The organism is Delftia sp. DLF01, from assembly GCF_014852125.1.
Taxonomy (GTDB): Bacteria; Pseudomonadota; Gammaproteobacteria; order Burkholderiales; family Burkholderiaceae_C; genus Comamonas; species Comamonas acidovorans.
The window spans coordinates 717,357-736,707 of the sequence record NZ_JACVAZ010000002.1; the positions used below are offsets into that span (position 1 = coordinate 717,357).

The window sequence follows — 19,351 nt, forward strand, 5'->3', positions numbered from 1 at the left end:
GCCGCAGTTGTTTGAGCGAAGCGCGCCAGCGCGCAGCGAGTTCTGCGGCACACCCCGCATCCCGCACAACGCAGGTCGCCCGCAGCGAAGCGAAGGGTCGTGGGCAGTTTGGGGCGCGCTTCTTTGCCCCGCTTTCTTGTCGCGCGACAAGAAAGCGGGTCGGCCGCCGGGCCGAACCCCGGCCTCGAAAAACAACCACCCGGCAGGGTCAAAAAAAGACCCACCAGCAAACCAGCAAAAAAGGCGCCACCAGCATCCATGCCAGCAGCGCCTTCCTCAGTCAATCATCAGACCAAAATCAGCGAACGGTATCGCCCAAAACAAGCCCTTCACGGCGCGGATCAGCCCCACCTTCCAGCTGCGCCTGCCCATTGCGCTGCACCCGCAAGATAGTGCCAATACCGCTGGACTGCGCACTGATGGACACCACATGGCCCAGGGCACGCAGGCCGCTGACCAGCGGATCGTCGTTGCCGCCATTGGCCGTGTTGATGTTGGGGTGCTCGCCACCCACGTTGGTGGTCGGGCTGTTGGCCGCGCCGAAGTCCACCATCGATGTGGCCTGCTGCGCATCCAGACCCCAGTCCAGCGCGCCGACCAGGGTCTTGGTCACGTACTGGATGATGGTGCTGCCGCCCGGCGAGCCGGTGGCCATCTTGAAGTCGCCGGCGGTGCCGTCGGTCTTCAGGTCGAACACCAGCGTGGGCGCCATGGAGCTGCGCGGGCGCTTGCCCGGCTGCACGCGGTTGGCGACCGGGCCTTCGGTGGTGCTGGGGATGGCAGCGAAGTCGGTCAGCTGGTTGTTGAGCACGAAGCCGCGCGTGACGTGGAAGGAGCCCATGCTGGACTCCACCGTGGTCGTCATGCTCAGTGCGTTGCCCTTGGCATCGACGATGCTCATGTGCGTGGTGCCGGCCTCCTTGACATCGACCACGCCCTGCGAAGGCGTGCCGAAGTTGCCTGCCTGGGCCGTGCCCATGCTCTTGGTGGTGGAGATGAGTGCGGCGCGCTGGCGCAGGTAGCTCTTGTCCAGCATCAGCGCCGGCGAGCCGCCGGGCAGCGGCACGAAGTCGGTGTCGGCCACGTACTTGTCACGGTCGGCATAGGCCAGGCGCAGGGCTTCGCTGACCAGGTGCACGCCCATCACCGAGGGCTTGCCGCCCTCGCCATCGATGGCCGTGGGCGCATAGGCCTTGAGGTCGAAGTTCTCCAGAATGCCCATGGCCTGGGCCACGGCGATGCCGCCCGACGACGGCGGCGGCATGCTGCAGACCATGTAGCGCGCGCGGTAGGTGGTGCAGACGGCCTCGCGGCGCTTGGCCTCGTAGCTGGCCAGATCCTGCAGCGTGGTCTTGCCGGGGGTGATGGGCGCACCGTCCGAGACGGTCTGCGTCACGCCCACCTTGCTGACGATGGCCTGGGCCAGGTCGCCACGGTAGAAGGCGTCGGCGCCGCCATTGGCGATGCTGCGCAGCGTGTCGGCATAGGGCTGGTTGACGAACTTGGCGCCCAGCGCCAGCGGCTTGCCCTGGGCATCGAAGTACAGCTTGGCGGCATCGGCGTCGCGCGCCAGTTCCACCTTGGAGCCGTCCAGCGCCGCAGCCATGCGGCCGCTGATGGGAAAGCCCTTGCTGGCCAGGTCGATGCCCGAATTGAACAGTTGGGGCCACGCGGTCTTGCCGTAGTCCTTGTGAGCGAGTTCCAGCATGCGCACCACGCCCGGCGTGCCGATGGAGCGGCCGCTGGCGCGCGCCGAGGGCTTGGGCGCGGTCTGGTCGGCGGTGTCGTCCACGTAGCGCAGGTAGTTTTCCGTGGCGGCGGCCGGCGCGGTCTCGCGGCCGTCATAGGCCACGACCTTGCCCGTGGCTGCATCGCGGTAGAGCATGAAGGCGCCACCACCGATGCCGCTGGACTGCGGCTCCACCAGGCCCAGCACCATCTGCACGGCCACGGCCGCATCCACGGCCGAGCCGCCGGACTTGAGCACCTCGCAACCGGCCTTGGACGCCAGCGGGTTGGCCGTGACCACCATGTACTTGGAGGTGTGCAGGGCCTTCTTGCCGAGGCGGTAGCCCGACGAGGGTTCGGGTGCGGCCGGATCACCGGGCAGGCCCGAGCCCACGACCACGCTGCCATCGCCCGAGGTGATGGCACAGGCGGCCAGGTCGTCCTGGCCCGATCCGCCATTGCCACCGCCTCCGCACGATGCGAGGAACAGCGGCGTGGCGGCCGCAAGGCCGATCCACTGCCATGCGGGCAGGCGTTGCCTGGAAGGGGGTTGCTTCATGAAATGTCTCCTTGTGGTGCGTGGAATGCGTTGATCTTGTTCACCTGGGGCAGCACCCGCCCGCAGGCTTGCCGCGAGCTTACATCCGTTCCACCACCACTTCGCGCAGATGCAGCCACCCCATCAGAGCGGGACTGAAGGACCCCGCTCGCGGATGGCCGGCCCTGCATGCAAGGTCCGTGCCCGGACCGGGACGGCACCAGGACCAGGACCAGGAATATCTGGCGGAAAATCCGAACCCGAGCACACCCCAAGGCTGTGCGGCCCGCAGCCTGTGCGGTCGCCCACTTTGGCTTACTATCGCCGGCCCTCTGCTTGATAGGTACAAGCCATGATCCGCGTCTCTGAACTGAAACTGCCCCTGTCGGCGGTGCAATACCACCCCGACAGCCACACCGAATATCTGCCCCTGGAGCCGCTGCGCGCCCTGGCCGCGCGCCAGCTGAGCATCGCCGAGGAGGCCATTGCCTCCGTGCACGTGCACAAGCGCAGCTTCGATGCGCGCAAGGCCGAGCTGCTGGCCGTCTACATCGTCGACCTGACGCTGGCCGACGAGAGCCAGGAAGCCGCACTGCTGGAGCAGTTCTCCAGCCATGCCCATGTGAACCCCACGCCCGACATGCGCTGGCATGCCGTGGGCCAGGCGCCTGCCGACCTGCAGCGCCGGCCCGTGGTGGTGGGCTTCGGGCCCTGCGGCATCTTTGCGGCCCTGGTGCTGGCGCAGATGGGCTTCAGGCCCATCGTGATCGAGCGCGGCCGCTCGGTGCGCGAGCGCACCCAGGACACCTGGGGCCTGTGGCGCAAGCGCGAGCTGGCGCCCGAGTCCAATGTGCAGTTCGGCGAAGGCGGCGCAGGCACCTTCTCCGACGGCAAGCTCTACAGCCAGATCAAGGACCCGCGACACCTGGGCCGCAAGGTGATGCAGGAGTTCGTCACCCACGGCGCGCCGCCCGAGATCCTCTATGCCGCGCACCCGCACATCGGCACCTTCAAACTGGTGAAGGTGGTCGAGGGCATCCGCGAGGAAATCATCCGCCTGGGCGGCGAGATCCGCTTCGGCCAGCGTGTGTGTGACATGCGCATCGAGGGCGAGGGCGAGGACCGCCATCTCACCGCCCTGGAGGTGCTGGACCAAGACAGCGGCGAGCGCCAGTGGCTGGAAACCGACCATGCCGTGATGGCCCTGGGCCACAGCTCGCGCGACACCTTCGCCATGTTCTACGAACGCGGCGTGCACATGGAGGCCAAGCCGTTCTCGGTGGGCTTTCGCATCGAGCATCCGCAGGGCCTGATCGACCGGGCGCGCTGGGGCAGGCATGCCGGCCACCCGCTGCTGGGCGCGGCCGACTACAAGCTGGTGCACCACGCCAGCAACGGGCGCGCGGTCTACAGCTTTTGCATGTGCCCGGGCGGCACCGTGGTGGCGGCCACCAGCGAGCCCGAGCGCGTGGTCACCAACGGCATGAGCCAGTACTCGCGCGCCGAGCGCAATGCCAACGCCGGCATGGTCTGCGCCATCGACCCCTCCGACTATCCGCGCGATGCCAAGAGCTTTGCCTGGGCCTTCGACGGCAAGACCCATGGCGTGGAAGACCTCAAGGACGGCGAGCTGCACCCGCTGTCGGGCATCGTGCTGCAGCGCCAGCTGGAGACCAAGGCCTACCTGCTGGGCGGGCGCAACTACAACGCGCCGGGCCAGCTGGTGGGCGACTTCATCGCGGGCAAGGAATCGGCCGCGCTGGGCGAGGTCGAGCCCTCCTACCAGCCCGGCATCACGCTGACCAACCTGCACCACGTGCTGCCGGCCTACGCCATCGAGGCCATGCGCGAGGCGCTGCCCGCCTTCGGCAAGAAGATCCGTGGCTACGACATGCACGACGCCGTGCTCACCGGCGTGGAAACGCGCACCTCCTCGCCCGTGAAGATCGAGCGCGGCGCGGACTTCCACAGCCTGAACACGCGCGGCCTGTACCCGGCCGGAGAAGGCGCCAGCTACGCGGGCGGCATCCTGTCGGCCGGCGTGGATGGCGTCAAGGTGGGCGAGGCCGTGGCCTGCGCCATCCTGGGTCTGCCCCTGCCCTCGTCGGGCGCACGCGGCTCCGGTGGCGCAGCATGACACCGCGCCCGCCCCGTTTCGCCGCCCCCTCGCGCACCCAGCTGCTGGCCGCCATCGCGGCCATGGGCGTGGTGGTGCTGTCGTCCAACATCCTGGTGCAGTACGCCATCAACGACTGGCTGACCTGGGGCGCCATCACCTATCCGTTCGCCTTCCTGGTGAGCGAGCTGGTCAACCGCAGCTTCGGCCCGCAGCAGGCCCGGCGCGTGGCCTGGGTGGGCTTCGCCGTGGCCGTGGCCGCCTCGCTGGTGCTGGCGCCGCCGCGCATCGCGCTGGCCTCGGGCGCGGCCTTCATTGCCTCGCAATGGCTGGACATCGGCGTGTTCCACCGCCTGCGTGCAGGCCGCTGGTGGCGTGCCCCCCTGGTGGCCACGCTGCTGGCCGCCTGCCTGGACACCTTCCTGTTCTGGAGCATCGCCTTCGCAGGCGCCGCCGAGCCCTGGGTGACCTGGGCCCTGGGCGACCTGGGCGTCAAGCTGGTGCTGGGCGTGGCGCTGCTGCTGCCCTTCCGGCTCGCCATCGCCCGGTGGTGGAAAGGCCCATCGGCAATCGCTAGCGCCAAATAAAGCCGACGCGGCTCGCACAGGCCAGGGACACCGAGCAAGGGCCTACGCCGGCCGCGCCGCCCCGCAGCGCGGGTGCCGTCCCCCTCCCGCGTAGCGAGAGAGGGGGCGCCGTGCAACGGGAAAGCGGCGTCCGCCGCTCAGGGGGATTCCAATAACTATGGGTTGCGCTGCAGATAGTCCACAGCCAGCGCGGCAAGTGAACGCGCGCCCGTGGGCAGTTGCTTCTCGTCGATGTCGAACAGCGGCGAGTGGTTGGAGGGTGCCTTGGCAAAGTCCTGGCCTGCCGGCGGTGCGCCCAGGAAGTAGAAGAAGCCAGGCACCACCTTCTGGAATTCCGAGAAATCCTCGGAGCCGCTGACCTTGGGAATCACCATGGCCTTGCCGCCCATGGCCAGCTTGAGCGCGGGCAGCGAGGCTTCGGTCAGCGCGGCGGGGTTGGTGGTCACCGGATAGGCCACGGGACCGAAACGCACCTTGGCCTTGGCGCCGCTGGAGGCCGCGATCTGCTCGGCCGTGGCGGTGATGCGCTTGTGTGCCTCCTGGCGCATGTCCTCGTCGAAGGTGCGCAGCGTGCCCTGCATCTCCACGTTGTCCGGGATGATGTTGTAGCGCGTGCCGCCCTGGATGGAGCCGATCGTCAGCACGGCAGGCTCCAGGCTGATGTTGAGCTGGCGGCTGACCACGGTCTGCAGGCCCAGCACCACCTGACTGGCCGCGACGATGGGATCGACCGCATTCCACGGCGACGAGCCATGGCCGCCCCGGCCCTCGACCAGGATGCTCAGGCTGTCCGAACCCGCCATCAGCGGCCCGCTGCGATAGCCCACCATGCCCGAGGGCAGGTTGGCCGTGATGTGCAGGCCGTAGATGGCCTGCACGTCCTTGAGCACGCCGGCCTCCACCATGGCCTTGGCGCCGAAGCTGGGCACATGGCCGTGGGCATCGGCCTCCACCGGGGCGCCTTCCTCGGCGGGCTGGAAGATGAACTTCACCGTGCCGGGCAGCTTCGCGCGCATGCCGGCCAGCGCCTCAGCTGCGCCCATGAGCATGGCCACGTGGGCATCGTGCCCGCAGGCATGCATGACCGAAACCTCCTTGCCCATGTACTGGGCCTTGGCCTTGGAGGCAAAGGGCAGGCCGGTCTTCTCGGCCACGGGCAGCGCATCCATGTCGGCACGCAGCGCCACGGTCTTGCCCGGCTGGCCGCCACGCAGCACGCCCACCACGCCCGTGCCGCCCACGCCGGTCTGCACCTCCATGCCCAGGCGGCGCAGGTGATCGGCCACCAGCTTGGCCGTGCGTTCTTCCTGGCCCGACAGTTCAGGGTGTTGGTGGATGTCGCGGCGCCATTGCACCATCTTGGGCGCCAGCGGCTGGATGGCGGTATCCAGGGCCGCCAGGCCCTGTGCATCGAGCCCCTGGGCGCTGGCCGCCAGTGGCAGGCCGCAGGCCAGCAGCCCGGCCAGGGCGATGGAGCGCAGGCCAGTGCGCGGGAAGGAGGAAGGCTTTGTCTCGGCGCTGGTGTGGAGCATCTTCGTGGTCCTGGAAAGTGGCACAAGCAGCCATGCTAAAAGTGAAGCACGTATGACGGGCACGTCAAAATCGCCATTCGAGGAGCCAGAACCGCCATGCCCCGAGCCTTCATCATCGAGCTGCCCTGCCTGGAGCACAGCGCCATCGGCCATGCCGCGCACCTGGTCGAAATGCTGCGCAGCGCCAACCTGGTCGCCAGCCTGCGCCTGGGCCGGCGCGCGCCACGCTTTGGCTGGCGCTGGGTCGACGGCCAGGGCCGGCCCCTGCCTGCCATGCCGCATGCGGCCGAAGGCGCGGCAGCCGAGGGGCCCGCGCAGGCCGTCTTCGTGAGCGCGCTGCACTGCCCCGACATTCCCTCCATCCGCGACATCGTCGCCGCGCATCCGGCCCTGGTGCGCCGCATCACCACGGCCTTCGACCAGGGCCTGGCCGTATGCACCCTGGGCAGCGCCGCCTGGTTTGCGGCAGCGGGCGGCCGCTGCCAGGGCCGGCTTGTGGCCCTGCCCTGGTACTTCATGGGCGGCTTCGGCCTGGACTTCCCGGGCATCGAACTGGCCGAGGGCCAGCCCTTCGTGGACGACAGGCCCTGGCTCAGCGCCTCCCACCCCGAGGCCCTGGCACCCATGGCCGTCGCGCTCACACGCCATGCCTTCGGCGACGACCTGGCCGCAGCGCTGGCCGCCGTGCTGCAGCCCGATGCCCAGCGCGAACGCGCCACCCGCGCCGCCCTGCAGGACCGCCGCATTCCCGCCACGCGCAACAGCGTGCTGGCCCACGCCATCGCCTGGCTGGAGGCGCGCGTGGAGCAGCCCTATAACCTGCAGGCCCTCGCGGACGCGGCATCCACCAGCCCGCGCACCCTGCTGCGCCACTTCCAGCAGGAACTGGGCCACAGCCCGCTGGACCACCTGCACCGCCTGCGCTGCGCGCGGGCCCGGGTGCTGCTGGAGATCACGCTGGAGAGCGTACCGTCCGTGGCGCTGGCCTGCGGGTATGGGGATGCCTCGGCGTTTCGGCGGGTGTTCTTGCGGTATGTGGGAATGGCGCCTGCGGCCTATCGGGAAAGGCATGCGTTGAGGGCGCCCAGGAGGCGGTGGAGGGTGGGGGCTGCTTGATTGTTTTTGCCCCTGCCGGGGGGTTCTTTGCGAGGCCGAGTCTCGGCCCGGCAGCCGACTGCCCTTGATTCGCCAAGAAAGGGCAGATCAAAGAAGGCGACCCGAATGTCCGCGCCCCTCCGCTTCGCTGCGGGCAACCTGCGTCGTGGCGGTCGCTGCGCTCGGCCTGGGACTTTGGCCTCGCTTTCATTCAAAGCCTCTATCATTCCGAGTGGCCCCCAGTACAGGGGCTGGTGCGTAAGAACACCTTTTCTCAAAGCGGTGCGGCCTCCCCGTTAACGAGGCCTTGTCACGTCTGCATTGCCGGATCGTGGGTGTACGCCCACGTCCCTACGGTTATGGACGGGATGGGGCTACCCGCAAGGGCGTCCGCACGGCTTTGAGCGTGTTCTTAACATCCCGTCCACCTGTCTGCGCGTAAGAACGCGGATTGGTGGTTTCAAGTCTCTCAAAGGAGCACGGAACCATGCATACAGCGCCAATGATTCAGAGCGCCCTCACATTCACATGGAGGGCCATGCCATGAAGCAGGAAGTCCGACCCAGCAGCGCCAAAACCACGCAACTGACCATGGCCGTCGCCGAGATGAACGCCATGGTTCAATCAGGCTGCAACGAGGTCTCTGCACTATCTCAGCTCGCGCAGTCATGGCTGCAGACGCCAGAAGGCCTGCGCGATCCGGATGTGGTGATCAGCGCCTTGCGCACCATCCAGCACAGCGCCGAACGGCTGGCCACCTCCATGGACGACGAAATCCACGTCCTGCGCAACACCGCCAGGCCCGAACCCTGACGCCGCACCAAACTCCGTGAAAACAGCCGAGCGCACCAATGCGCATCGGCTGTTTGTATTTCTGGCTGTTGGCTGTCCTTCAGCCTCCCCCCCTTCTGCCCACGCCTGCGTTGGGCGGGATGCGGGGTGGCAAGCCTGCCGAAGGACAGGCTTGCTTCGTTGTCTAGCTCGCCGTGATGTTTGAGTGAAGCGCGCAGCGCGCAACGAGTTTCACGGCGCACCCCGCATCCCGCCCAACGCAGGTCGCCCGCAGCGAAGCGAAGGGTCGTGGGCAGTTCGGGGCGCGCTTCTTTGCCCCGCTTTCTTGTCGCGCGACAAGAAAGCGGGTCGGCCGCCGGGCCGAACCCCGGCCTCGAAAAACAACCACCCGGCAGGGGCAAAAACAGAAAAACAGACCGACGAACAAAAGGGTCAACGGACCAGCAAAACCTAGTCCACCGTCACCTTCGCCTCCCGAATCACCCTCCCCCACTTCTCCGTCTCTGCAGCAATGAACCGATCGCACTCCTCAGGCGTGGACCCCTCCGCAAACGTCCCCATCACCTGCTCCAGCCGCTGCGACACCTCGGCACTGCGGATGATGCGCGACACCTCGGCGGACATGCGCTGCACGATCTCGCGCGGCACGCCGGCCGGCGCGATCATGGCCGCCCAGGTGCTGCCCAGCAAGCCGTCGTAGCCCTGCTCCACGAAGGTGGGCACGTCGGGCAGCGCGGCCAGGCGCTTGTCGCTGGCCACGCCGATGAGGCGGATGCGGCCGGCCTTGGCGGGCTGGATGAGGTTGGGCGGCGGGTCCAGGAACAGCGGGATCTGGCCGCCCATGAGGTCGGCCAGCGCGGGCGCGGCGCCCTTGTAGGGCACGTGGACCATGTCCGTCTTGGTGAGCAGCTTCATCAGCTCGGTGGTCAGGTGGGCGCTGGAGCCGCTGCCCGAGGAGCCGAAGCCCACCTTGCCGGGATTGGCCTTGGCATAGGCGATCAGCTCGGGCGTGGTCTTGAAGGGCGCATTCATGGCCACGGCAGCGACCAGGGGCGAGACGCCCATGAGCGAGACGCCGACCAGGTCCTTCTTCGGGTTGTAGGGCAGCTTGGGATAGAGCGTGGTGTTGGCCGCATAGGCCGCGATGACCACGCCGAAGGTGTGCCCGTCCGGCGCGGCCTTGGCGATCTGGTCCACGCCGATGATGCTGTTGGCGCCCGGCTTGTTCTCCACGATGACGGGCTGGCCCAGGGCCTTTTGCAGGCCGACCTGCAGCAGGCGCGCCATCTGGTCGGTGAAGCCGCCTGCCGTGTAGGGAACGATGATGCGGATGGGCTTGGAGGGCCAGGGGCTCTGGGCCCAGGCCGAGGGGGCCAGCACGGTGGTGGCTGCTGCAGCGGCGGCAGCGGTCGATTGCAAAAAGCCGCGGCGGGAAGTCGAAGGCATGGTGTCTCTGGGTTCTTCTAAGGGAAAAAAACGCCGCGCAACAGCGCGGCGTTTGGTGGAAAACAAGGCTCAATACCCCCGCGCCACATCCACAAGGTTGAACAGCGGCTCGCCCGCGCGCAGGCGGCGCAGGTTCTCCAGGCACTGGCGCGCCACGGTGTCGGCCGAGGCCTGGGCCGCGATGTGCGGCGTAACAAAGGCCTTGGGATGGCCCCAGACCTTGTTGCCGGGCTGGGGCGGCTCGTCGCGCAGCACGTCCAGCGCGGCGCCTGCCAGGTGGTCTTCGTCGAGCAGGGCCAGCAGGTCGTCTTCCACCACCTGTTCGCCGCGCCCCACGTTGATGAAGTAGGCACCACGCGGCAGCAGGGACAGGGTGCGGCGGTCCAGCAGGTCGCGCGTCTCGGGCGTGAGCGGCAAGGCGCAGACCAGGATGTCGCTGGTGGACAGCAGCTGCTTCAGACCTTCGGCACCGCTGTGCGTGGCCAGGCCTGCAATGCTCTTGGCGCTGCGGCTCCAGCCTGCGACGGGGTAGCCGACGGCCTGCATGGCGCCGGCCACGAAGCGGCCGACCTCGCCCAGGCCCAGGATGCCCACGCGGCAGTCTGCGCTGGCGCGCACGGGGCGGCGCAGCCAGTCGCCGGCCTGCTGCTGGCGCGCGAACAGGTCCAGCTCGCGCGTGTGGCGCAGCGCGGTGCCGACCACGTACTGGGCGATCTCCACATGCTGCTGCGGATCGACCGTGCGCGCCACGGGCAGGCCGGCCGGCAGGTCGGGCACGGCCAGCAGCTTGTCCACGCCCGCGCTGGGCGCGCACAGCAGCTTCAGGCCCGGATAGGCCGGCAGCACGCCCGGCTTGAGGCTCCAGGCGAGCATGGCCTCGACCGCGTCGGCCGGCGCCTCCTCGCGGTGGCCCCAGACCTGCACGCCGGGCGCCAGCGCGCGCAGCGAGTCGACGATGGGCGCGCCCATGCTCGGGTGGATATTGACCAGAATTCCCATGGTTTCCTTCAGTCCTTGTAAGAAGGGTCTATGCGGTCCAGGCGGCGCAGCAGGCCGGGCCAGGCCAAGCCTGCGCCCTTGCCCTTGGTGACCTGGCGCGACTGGTTGACCGCATCGGCAATGATGTCCTGCGGGATGCGCGTGAGCTCGCCGCCGCCCGACTGCGCCAGGATCTGGATGCGGCAGGCCGACTCCAGCGTGTACATGGCCAGCACGGCCTCGGCCACGTTGCGGCCGCAGGTCAGCAGGCCGTGGTTGCGCAGGATGAGGAAGTTGCTGGCGCCCAGGTCATCGACCAGGCGCGGCTTCTCGTCGTCGCGCAGGGCCACGCCTTCGTAGTCGTGGTAGGCCAGGCGCGCCAGCGGGAAGATGGACTGCTGGGAGATGGGCAGCAGCCCCTCCTTCTGCGCCGAGACGGCCACGCCATAGCGCGTGTGCGTGTGCAGCACGCACTGCACCTCGGGACGGCCGTCGTGGATGGCGCTGTGGATGACGAAGCCGGCCGGGTTGACGTCGTATTCGGTCTCCATCAGCGGCCGGCCTTCGTGATCGACCTTGACCAGGCTGGACGCGGTGATCTCGTCGAACAGCATGCCGTAGGGGTTGATCAGGAACTGGTCGGGCTGGCCCGGCACGCGCGCCGAGATGTGGGTGAAGATCAGGTCGTCCCAGCCGAAGTGGGCGACCAGCCGGTAGGCGGCGGCCAGCTCGATGCGGGTCTGCCATTCCTCGGCCGTCACCTGGCGGCGGACCTCGGACATCGTGGTGTCGTTGCTCATGGGGTGTACCTCTTGGTGGACATCGTGGTGGACATCGTGGTGGACATCGTTTGCAGAAAGCATCCGCCGGTTCAGCGCCCCGTCGCGTACTGGTCGCGCAGCTCGCGCTTGAGCACCTTGCCGATGGCGCTGCGCGGCAGCTCGGCAATGAAGCGCAGGTCCGCCAGGCGCTGGGTCTTGCCGGCCCGCTGGTTGTACCAGCCCATGATGTCCTCGGGCAGGGCCGGCTGCCCCGCGCGCGACACCACGTAGGCCACGGGCGTCTCGCCCCATTGCTCGGAGGGCACGCCGACCACGGCCACGTCGTCCACGGCCGGGTGGGCGCGCAGCTGGGTTTCCAGGTCGCTGGGGTAGATGTTGAAGCCGCCGCTGATGATCATGTCCTTGCGGCGGTCGAACAGGGTGAGGAATCCATCGGCATCGAAGCGGCCTACGTCGCCCGTGCGGATGAAGCGCTTGCCCGTGGGGTCGAACCATTCGGCCTCGCGCGTCTTGGCGGGCTGGCCGTGGTAGCCGGTCATCATGCTGGCCGAATGGCCCACGACCTCGCCATCCTCGCCCGGGGCAACCTCGCGGCCGTCCTCGTCGATGAGGCGGATGTCATGGCCCTCGGCGGGCTTGCCCACGGTGTGCAGCTTGTCCTGGTGCAGATGGGCTTCGAGGATGCAGGTGCCGCCGCCTTCGGTCATGCCGTAGAACTCGGTCAGGCTGCCGGGCCAGCGCGCCACCACGTCGGCCTTGAGCTCGGCCCGGAACGGCGCGCTGGTGCAGAACTTGGCGCGGAAGCTGGACAGGTCATGCTCGCCGAACTGCGGCAGCGCCATGATGCGCTGGTACTGCACGGGCACCAGCATGGTGTGGGTGACGCGGTGCTGCTGGGCCAGCTGCAGGTAGCGGGCCGCGTCGAATTTAGGCATCAGTACCACGCAGCCGCCGCTGCCCAGCGTGGGGAAGAACACCACCAGCGTGGTGTTGGAGTACAGCGGCGTGGCCAGCAGCGTCGTGCCCTCGGGGCCGTAGCCGTAGACGCTGCCCCGGTTGATGTGGGCCCAGCGCATGCCGTGCGACTGCACGATGCCCTTGGGGGTGCCCGTGGTGCCCGAGGAATAGATGATGTTGAACGGCGCGGCCGGCTCCACGCTCACGGGCGCGGGCTGCGCGCCTTCGGGCGCCAGCCAGTCGTCAAAGGCCCGGCCGGGCGCGGCACCGTCCAGCGAAATGCATTGCAGGGCGCCGTCGGAAGGCACCAGGTCCTGGGCCGCCTTGTCGAGGAACAGGTGGCGCGCCTGGGCATCGCGCAGCATGGAGGCCAGGCTGTCGGCCGTGGAGGACGGCGCCAGCGGCGCAACCACCACGCCCGCGCGCAAAGCGCCCAGGAACAGGGCGGCATAGCGCACCGAGTTCAACGCGCAGATGGCAATCGCCTGGCCAGGCTGCACGCCGTCGCGCTGCAGCGCGGCGGCCACGCGGTCCATGAGGGCGTCAAGCTGCGCGTAGCTCAGCGTCTGCTGGTCGTCGCGCAGCGCGGCATGGGCCGGCTGCTGGCGCGCGTGGCTGCGGATCAGTTCGGCCAGCGTGGTGAAGGGCGCATCGGGCGAAGGCAGGGAGACAGTCATGAGGGACTCCGTTTCACGAATTCACGAATCTCAAGCGGACTGCGCCCGCCAGCCCCCTGGCCCTGCGGGCGCATTGGAGGACAGGCCTACTTGGCGGCCAGGCCCAGGCGGTCGATCAGGACCTTGTCCTTGGCATAGGCCTCGCGCACCCATTGCGCATAGTCGGCGCCGGAGCGGTACCAGGCGTCCTGGTTCAGCTGCTTGAGCACCTCGATGTGGCGCGGGTCATCCATGGCTTTCTTGAAGGCGTCGTGCAGCTTGCGCACCACGGCCGGGTCCATGCCCTTGGGGCCGGCCAGTCCGTAGGGCGAGGTGGAGACCACGCCATAGCCCAGCTCCTTGGCCGTGGGCACGTCGGGCCAGCGCTGGGTGCGCTTTTCGCCGAAGGTCATGAGCAGGCGCATCTGGCCGCCGTCCACATAGGTGTCCCAGCCCGAGGCATCGCTTTGCGCGGCCACGTGGCCGCCCAGCAGGGCCTGCTGCAGGTCGGCGTTGCCCTTGAAGGGCACGTGGTTGAGCGTGACCTTGGCGTTCTCGGCCAGTTCCTCCATCAGCAGGTGGGGCGAGGAGCCTATGCCGGTGGAGCCGTACTCGATCTTGCCGGGGCTCTTGCGCGCGGCGGCAATGTATTCGTTGAAGCTCTTGTAGGGCGAGTCCGAGCGCACCGTGAAGCCGAAGGTGTAGCCCGAGACGCCGATGATGTAGGTGAAGTCCGTGACCGGGTTCCAGGCCGTCTTCTGCATGTGCGCCATGCGCAGCATGGACATGGGGAACTGGGTGATGGTGTAGCCATCGGGCTTGGCCGTGCGGGACATGTTGCCCGGGCCCAGCGTGCCGCCCGCGCCGGGCTTGTTCTCCACGATGATGGTCTGGCCCAGCTGCTTGCCCGCGATGTCGGCCAGGGTGCGCATGTGGCGGTCGGTGGAGCCGCCTGCGGGGAAGGGCACGATCAGCGTGATCGGGCGCGTGGGAAAGTCGCTGGCCTGGGCCCATGCCGGTGCGCTGGCGCCCGTGGTGGCCACAAAGACAACAGCCGCAAGCGCAAGGCTGCGGCGGCCAATGGAAATCTGCATATCTGTCTCCTGCATCTCTGAACCAGGTGGGGCCGGGGCACATGCCTTGTGTGCCGCTCTGGCCAGGGCCCGGATACTTCACCCGGGCCCGTTGGCACCGCCTCCCGGTGCGGTGCCTTGCGTTCCTACAGCGACTGCACCAGCTCGGGCACGGCCTGGAACAGGTCGGCCTCCAGGCCGTAGTCGGCCACCGAGAAGATCGGTGCCTCGGGGTCCTTGTTGATCGCCACGATCACCTTGGAGTCCTTCATGCCGGCCAAATGCTGGATGGCGCCGGAAATACCGGCCGCAATGTACAGCTGGGGCGCCACGATCTTGCCAGTCTGGCCGACCTGCAGGTCATTGGGCGCATAGCCTGCGTCCACCGCTGCGCGCGAAGCGCCGATGGCGGCGCCCAGCTTGTCGGCCAGCGGGGTCATGACTTCGTTGAACTTCTCGCTGCTGCCCAGCGCGCGGCCACCGGAGACGATGATCTTGGCGGCCGTCAGTTCCGGGCGGTCGTTCTTGGTGACCTCGCGGCCCACGAAGCTGCTCTTGCCGTTGTCGCCAGCGGCGGCCAACTGCTCCACCTGGGCGCTGCCGCCCGTGGTGGCCGCTGCGTCAAAGCCCGTGCCGCGCACGGTGATGACCTTGATCTTGTCGCTGCTTTGCACCGTGGCAATGGCGTTGCCTGCGTAGATGGGACGCTCGAAGGTGTCGGCGCTGTCCACCTTGGTGATGTCGCTGATCTGGGCCACGTCCAGCTTGGCGGCCACGCGCGGCGCAGCGTTCTTGCCGCTGGCGGTGGCGGGGAACAGGATGTGGCTGTAGTTCGAAGCAATCGCCAGCACTTGCGCCGCAATGTTCTCTGCCAGGCCGTCCTTCAGGCTGGCGCCGTCGGCGTGGATGACCTTGGACACGCCAGCGATCTGGGCAGCGGCCTGCGCAGCGGCGCCGGCATTCTCGCCCGCCACCAGCACATGCACGTCGCCGCCGCAGGCCAGGGCCGCAGTGACGGTGTTGAGCGTGGCGCTCTTGATGGAAGCGTTGTCGTGTTCTGCAATAACGAGGGATGTCATGTCTGCGAATTCCTTTAGATGACCTTGGCTTCGTTCTTGAGCTTGCTGACCAGGGTCGCCACATCGGGCACCTTCACGCCAGCGCCGCGCTTGGCGGGCTCGGCCACCTTGAGCGTCTTCAGGCGCGGGGCGACATCGACGCCCAGCTCTTCAGGCTTGACCGTGTCCAGCTGCTTTTTCTTGGCCTTCATGATGTTGGGCAGCGTGACGTAGCGCGGCTCGTTCAGGCGCAGGTCGGTGGTGATGACGGCCGGCAGGCTCAGGGCCAGGGTTTCCAGGCCGCCGTCCACTTCGCGCGTGACATTCACCTTGTCGCCAGCGACTTCAACCTTGGAGGCGAAGGTGGCCTGGGGCAGGTCGGCCAGGGCCGCCAGCATCTGGCCGGTCTGGTTGGCGTCGTCGTCGATGGCCTGCTTGCCCAGGATGATCAGGCCGGGCTGTTCCTTGTCCACCAGGGCCTTGAGCAGCTTGGCGACGGCCAGGGGCTGCAGCTCCTCGGTGGTCTCCACCAGGATGCCGCGGTCGGCACCGATGGCCATGGCCGTGCGCAGGGTTTCCTGGCACTGGGCCACGCCGCAGGAGACGGCGATGACTTCGGTGGCCACGCCCTTTTCCTTGAGGCGAACGGCTTCTTCGACGGCGATTTCGTCAAAGGGGTTCATGCTCATCTTGACGTTGGCGATGTCCACGCCCGTGCCGTCCGACTTCACGCGGACCTTCACGTTGTAGTCCACGACACGTTTGACGGGTACAAGGATTTTCATGAGAAAGCTCTTTCCTGGTTTTTGAAGTACGACTTACGCAAGAAGGAACAAGGCAAGCGGCTTGCCATGGGGCGCAGCACGTTGTCGCATCCTGTTTGCGTAAGTCCTGTGAAGATGGGCGGTCAGCGGGCCAGGCCGGCCAACCGCTCGTTGATCAGTGCATGGGCCTGGTCCATGATGCCGGAGATCAGCTGCTGGACCGTGGGCACGTCGTGGATCAGGCCGGCCACCATGCCGCAGGACCAGACGCCTGCGTCCATGTCGCCGTCATGCATGATGCGCGGATAGACGCCGGCCACCTCGGGCGCGATGTCGGCAAAGGTGATGGCCGCGCCCAGCTCGCGCTCCTTTTGCAGCAGGCGCTCGGTGGCCGGGTTGGTCAGCACGCGCTCGGTGTTGCGCAGCGGGCGCATGACCAGACGCGTATCCAGCTCGCTGGCCGCGACGATGGCCTGCTTGACGTTGTCGTGCACGGGCGCTTCCTGGGTGGCGATGAAGCGCGTGCCCATGTTGATGCCCTCGGCGCCCAGCGCCAGCGCAGCCACCAGCGAGCGGCCGTCGGCCATGCCGCCCGAGGCGACAAAGGGAATCTTCAGTTCTTCGGCCGCGCGCGGCAGCAGGATGAAATTGGGAATGTCGTCCTCGCCCGGATGGCCGCCGCATTCGAAGCCGTCCACGCTGATGGCGTCGCAGCCGATGGCCTCGGCCTTGAGCGCATGGCGCACCGAGGTGCACTTGTGGATGACCTTGATGCCGGCTTCCTTGAGCGCGGGCAGCCATTTCTGCGGGTTGTTGCCCGCCGTCTCCACGACCTTGACGCCGCCTTCGATGATGGCCTTGACGTAGCCCGGGTAGTCGGGCGGATTGACCGAGGGCAGGAAGGTCAGGTTGACGCCGAAGGGCCTGTCCGTCATCTCGCGGCAGCGCGCGATCTCGCGCGCCAGCAGCTCGGGCGTGCGCTGGGTCAGGCCCGTGATCAGCCCCAGGCCGCCCGCGTTGGAGACGGCGGCGGCCAGCTCGGCCAGGCCCACATGGTGCATGCCGCCCTGGATGATGGGGTGCTCGATGCCAAAGAGTTCGGTGATGCGTGTCTTCATGTCGATGTCACTCCACTGCAATGCCCTTGTCGCGGATCAGTTGGCCCCAGCGCGTGTAGTCCTGCTGGATGCGCTGGCCCAGCTGGGCGGGGTTCTGGTAGGCGGCGATGGCGCCTGCGTTGAGCAGCTTTTCCTGGATGTCCTTGTCGGCCAGGATCTGCTGAACTTCGCTGGCGATGCGGTCGACCACGGCCTTGGGCGTGCCCTTGGGCGCCAGCAGGCCGCCCCAGGAGACGGCGTCGTAGCCCTTGATGCCCTGCTCGGCAATGGTCTTGGTGTCGGGCAGCATGGCCACGCGCTGGGGCGATCCCACGGCGATGGCGCGCAGCTTGCCGGCCTGGATGTGGGGCAGCGCGGCCACGAGGTCGGCATACATGATGGGCACCTGGCCGCCGATGGTGTCGGTGATGGCGGGCACGCCGCCCTTGTAGGGCACGTGCTGCATGTCGAAGCCGGCCATCTGCTTGAGCAGCTCCATGCTCAGGTGGCCGAAGCTGCCGGCGCCCGAGCTGGTGTAGTTGAGCGCGACCTTCTGCGCCTTGGCGTGGGCGATCAGGCTCTTGAGGTCGGTGACATCGGGCAGCAGCGTGGGATTGACCACGATGACGATGGGCAGGTCATAGACCGTGGCCACGGGCGTGAAGTCCTTGACGGTGTCGTAGCCGGCCTTCTTGTACAGGTGCGGCGCCAGCAGCGTGGGCGTGGCCAGCATCATCAGCGTGTAGCCGTCGGCCGGGCTCTTGGCGACCTGCACGGCCGCGATGGAGCCGGAGGCGCCAGGGCGGTTTTCCACCACCACGGTCTGCTTGAGACGCTCGCCCAGCTTCTGGCCCACGATGCGCGATGCCGTGTCGGTGGGGCCGCCCGCCGGGAAGGGCACGACCAGCCGCAGCATCTTGCTGGGCCAGCCGGTCTCGGCCAGGGCGCCGCCGGCCAGGCCGGCCAGCAGCGGGGCTGCGGCCAGGGCCAGAACGCTGCGCCGCGTGGGGCGTGCCGGGGATGCGGGATTGCGCGTGTACATGAAGTCTCCTCTCAAAGCTGTCTCAGCAGTCGTCGGTGGCGGCCCGCTGCCGCGGGCCGGAAAAATCAATCAAGCTTCGCGCCGGCTTCTTCCACCAGCGCCTTCCAGATCGGCATGTCGCGCTGGTAGTTCTCGCGGAAGGCCTGCGGGCTGTTCATCAGCGGCATGAAGCCTGCTCCCACGGTGCGCTCCAGCACCTTGGGGTCCTTGGCGATTTCGCGCAGGTGGCCGTAGAGCTGGTCCACGATCTCCTTGGGTACGCCGGCCGGTGCGCCCATGGCCACCCAGCCGTAGATGGCGTAGGCGTCGTCGGTGACGCCCTGCTCATGGATGGTGGGCAGCTTGGGCAGGATTTCCATGCGCTCCTTGCCCGTGACGCCGATGGCCTTGAGCTTGCCCGAGTCGATGAAGGGCTTGGTGTTGAGCGCGCTGGAAAAGCACATCTGCAGCTGGCCGCCGATCAGCTCCTGGATCATGGGCGCCTCGCCCTTGTAGGCGGCGTGGGTCATGTCGGCGTCCATGGTCTTGCTCATGTAGGCACCGGCCAGGTGGGCATACGAGCCCACGCCCCAGGAGCCGTACGAGAGCTTGCCCTTGTTGGCCTTCACGTAGGCCAGCAGCTCCTTCATGTTGTTGGCCGGCACCGAGGGATGGACCACCAGGGTGACGGGCGCCGCCGCGATCTGGGTGACCAGGGCGATGTCCTTTTGCGGGTTGTAGGGCAGCTTGGTGTAGAGGAACTGGTTGATCAGCATGGAGGTGCTGAGCGAGACCAGCAGGGTGTGGCCGTCGGCGGGCGCCTTGACCACGGCGTCCGTGCCCAGGATGCCGGCCGCGCCCGCGCGGTTGTCGATGACCACGGGCTGGCCCACGCGCTTGGCCAGGGCCTCGCCGATGGTGCGCGCAATGATGTCGGTGGCGCCGCCCGCGTTGAAGGGCACGACCACGCGGATGGGCTTGGTGGGCCACGCGGCCGGCTTGCCGGCCTGTGCGAGGGCGCTGGTGGCGCCCGTGGCCAGCAGGCTGGTGCCGCCGATGGCGGCCAGCCCTTGAAGAATGTCGCGGCGTGTGACTTGGTTGCTCATGGTTTTGTCTCCTGGGTATTGCTGT

Annotated in this window: 16 protein-coding genes; 4 read left to right on the forward strand and 12 right to left on the reverse strand. The window is 67.9% G+C overall.

Translation table 11 applies throughout. The features are described 5' to 3' along the window. Positions 1-298: 298 nt before the first annotated feature. The gene (gene ggt / locus IB269_RS11685) at positions 299-2,287 is read right to left on the reverse strand and encodes a gamma-glutamyltransferase (protein WP_071954395.1); all 1,989 of its coding nucleotides are present in this window, start codon (positions 2,285-2,287) and stop codon (positions 299-301) included. 331 nt (positions 2,288-2,618) lie between these two features. On the opposite strand from ggt, the gene IB269_RS11690 reads away from it, so the two are divergent. Together IB269_RS11690 and IB269_RS11695 are read left to right on the forward strand one after the other, a co-directional pair. Then, entirely contained in the window at positions 2,619-4,403 is a 1,785-nt protein-coding gene (locus IB269_RS11690; protein WP_192367214.1) for an NAD(P)/FAD-dependent oxidoreductase, read from the forward strand. Beyond that, positions 4,400-4,969, forward strand: a complete 570-nt coding sequence (locus IB269_RS11695) for a VUT family protein (protein ID WP_016454772.1) — start codon at positions 4,400-4,402, stop codon at positions 4,967-4,969. The genes IB269_RS11690 and IB269_RS11695 overlap by 4 nt, the downstream gene beginning before the upstream one ends. Positions 4,970-5,124: 155 nt before the next feature. On the opposite strand, the gene IB269_RS11700 is transcribed toward IB269_RS11695, so the two are convergent. Further along, positions 5,125-6,501 (reverse strand): amidohydrolase, encoded by a 1,377-nt coding sequence (locus IB269_RS11700; protein WP_192367215.1) that lies wholly within the window; start codon positions 6,499-6,501, stop codon positions 5,125-5,127. 96 nt (positions 6,502-6,597) lie between these two features. Here IB269_RS11700 and IB269_RS11705 point away from each other — a divergent pair, with 96 nt between their 5' ends. Together IB269_RS11705 and IB269_RS11710 are read left to right on the forward strand one after the other, a co-directional pair. Then, complete coding sequence (locus tag IB269_RS11705; RefSeq protein ID WP_192367216.1) at positions 6,598-7,617, forward strand: GlxA family transcriptional regulator; 1,020 nt, start codon at positions 6,598-6,600, stop codon at positions 7,615-7,617. Between the two features lie 522 nt (positions 7,618-8,139). Further along, positions 8,140-8,409, forward strand: a complete 270-nt coding sequence (locus IB269_RS11710; protein ID WP_192367217.1) for a hypothetical protein — start codon at positions 8,140-8,142, stop codon at positions 8,407-8,409. Positions 8,410-8,838: 429 nt separating this feature from the next. On the opposite strand, the gene IB269_RS11715 is transcribed toward IB269_RS11710, so the two are convergent. From IB269_RS11715 to IB269_RS11760, 10 genes are all read right to left on the reverse strand, one after another. Continuing rightward, positions 8,839-9,834, reverse strand: a complete 996-nt coding sequence (locus IB269_RS11715; RefSeq protein WP_043823801.1) for a tripartite tricarboxylate transporter substrate binding protein — start codon at positions 9,832-9,834, stop codon at positions 8,839-8,841. A 69-nt stretch (positions 9,835-9,903) separates the two neighbouring features. Further along, positions 9,904-10,833 (reverse strand): 2-hydroxyacid dehydrogenase, encoded by a 930-nt coding sequence (locus tag IB269_RS11720; protein WP_192367218.1) that lies wholly within the window; start codon positions 10,831-10,833, stop codon positions 9,904-9,906. An 8-nt stretch (positions 10,834-10,841) separates the two neighbouring features. After that, on the reverse strand, positions 10,842-11,612 hold the full coding sequence (locus IB269_RS11725; protein WP_012203336.1) for a class II aldolase/adducin family protein: 771 nt from the start codon (positions 11,610-11,612) through the stop codon (positions 10,842-10,844). A 71-nt stretch (positions 11,613-11,683) separates the two neighbouring features. Continuing rightward, positions 11,684-13,228, reverse strand: a complete 1,545-nt coding sequence (locus IB269_RS11730; protein WP_192367219.1) for a class I adenylate-forming enzyme family protein — start codon at positions 13,226-13,228, stop codon at positions 11,684-11,686. 86 nt (positions 13,229-13,314) lie between these two features. Next, entirely contained in the window at positions 13,315-14,301 is a 987-nt protein-coding gene (locus tag IB269_RS11735; protein WP_012203334.1) for a tripartite tricarboxylate transporter substrate binding protein, read from the reverse strand. Positions 14,302-14,426: 125 nt separating this feature from the next. Further along, positions 14,427-15,359 (reverse strand): electron transfer flavoprotein subunit alpha/FixB family protein, encoded by a 933-nt coding sequence (locus IB269_RS11740; protein ID WP_034390428.1) that lies wholly within the window; start codon positions 15,357-15,359, stop codon positions 14,427-14,429. Positions 15,360-15,373: 14 nt separating this feature from the next. Beyond that, positions 15,374-16,123 (reverse strand): electron transfer flavoprotein subunit beta/FixA family protein, encoded by a 750-nt coding sequence (locus IB269_RS11745; RefSeq protein ID WP_012203332.1) that lies wholly within the window; start codon positions 16,121-16,123, stop codon positions 15,374-15,376. 122 nt (positions 16,124-16,245) lie between these two features. Further along, positions 16,246-17,220, reverse strand: coding sequence for an NAD(P)H-dependent flavin oxidoreductase (locus IB269_RS11750; RefSeq protein ID WP_192367220.1), 975 nt, complete (start codon positions 17,218-17,220; stop codon positions 16,246-16,248). Positions 17,221-17,227: 7 nt separating this feature from the next. Next, on the reverse strand, positions 17,228-18,241 hold the full coding sequence (locus tag IB269_RS11755; RefSeq protein WP_034390425.1) for a Bug family tripartite tricarboxylate transporter substrate binding protein: 1,014 nt from the start codon (positions 18,239-18,241) through the stop codon (positions 17,228-17,230). A 65-nt stretch (positions 18,242-18,306) separates the two neighbouring features. Continuing rightward, positions 18,307-19,326, reverse strand: a complete 1,020-nt coding sequence (locus tag IB269_RS11760; RefSeq protein ID WP_013804145.1) for a Bug family tripartite tricarboxylate transporter substrate binding protein — start codon at positions 19,324-19,326, stop codon at positions 18,307-18,309. Positions 19,327-19,351 lie beyond the last annotated feature (25 nt).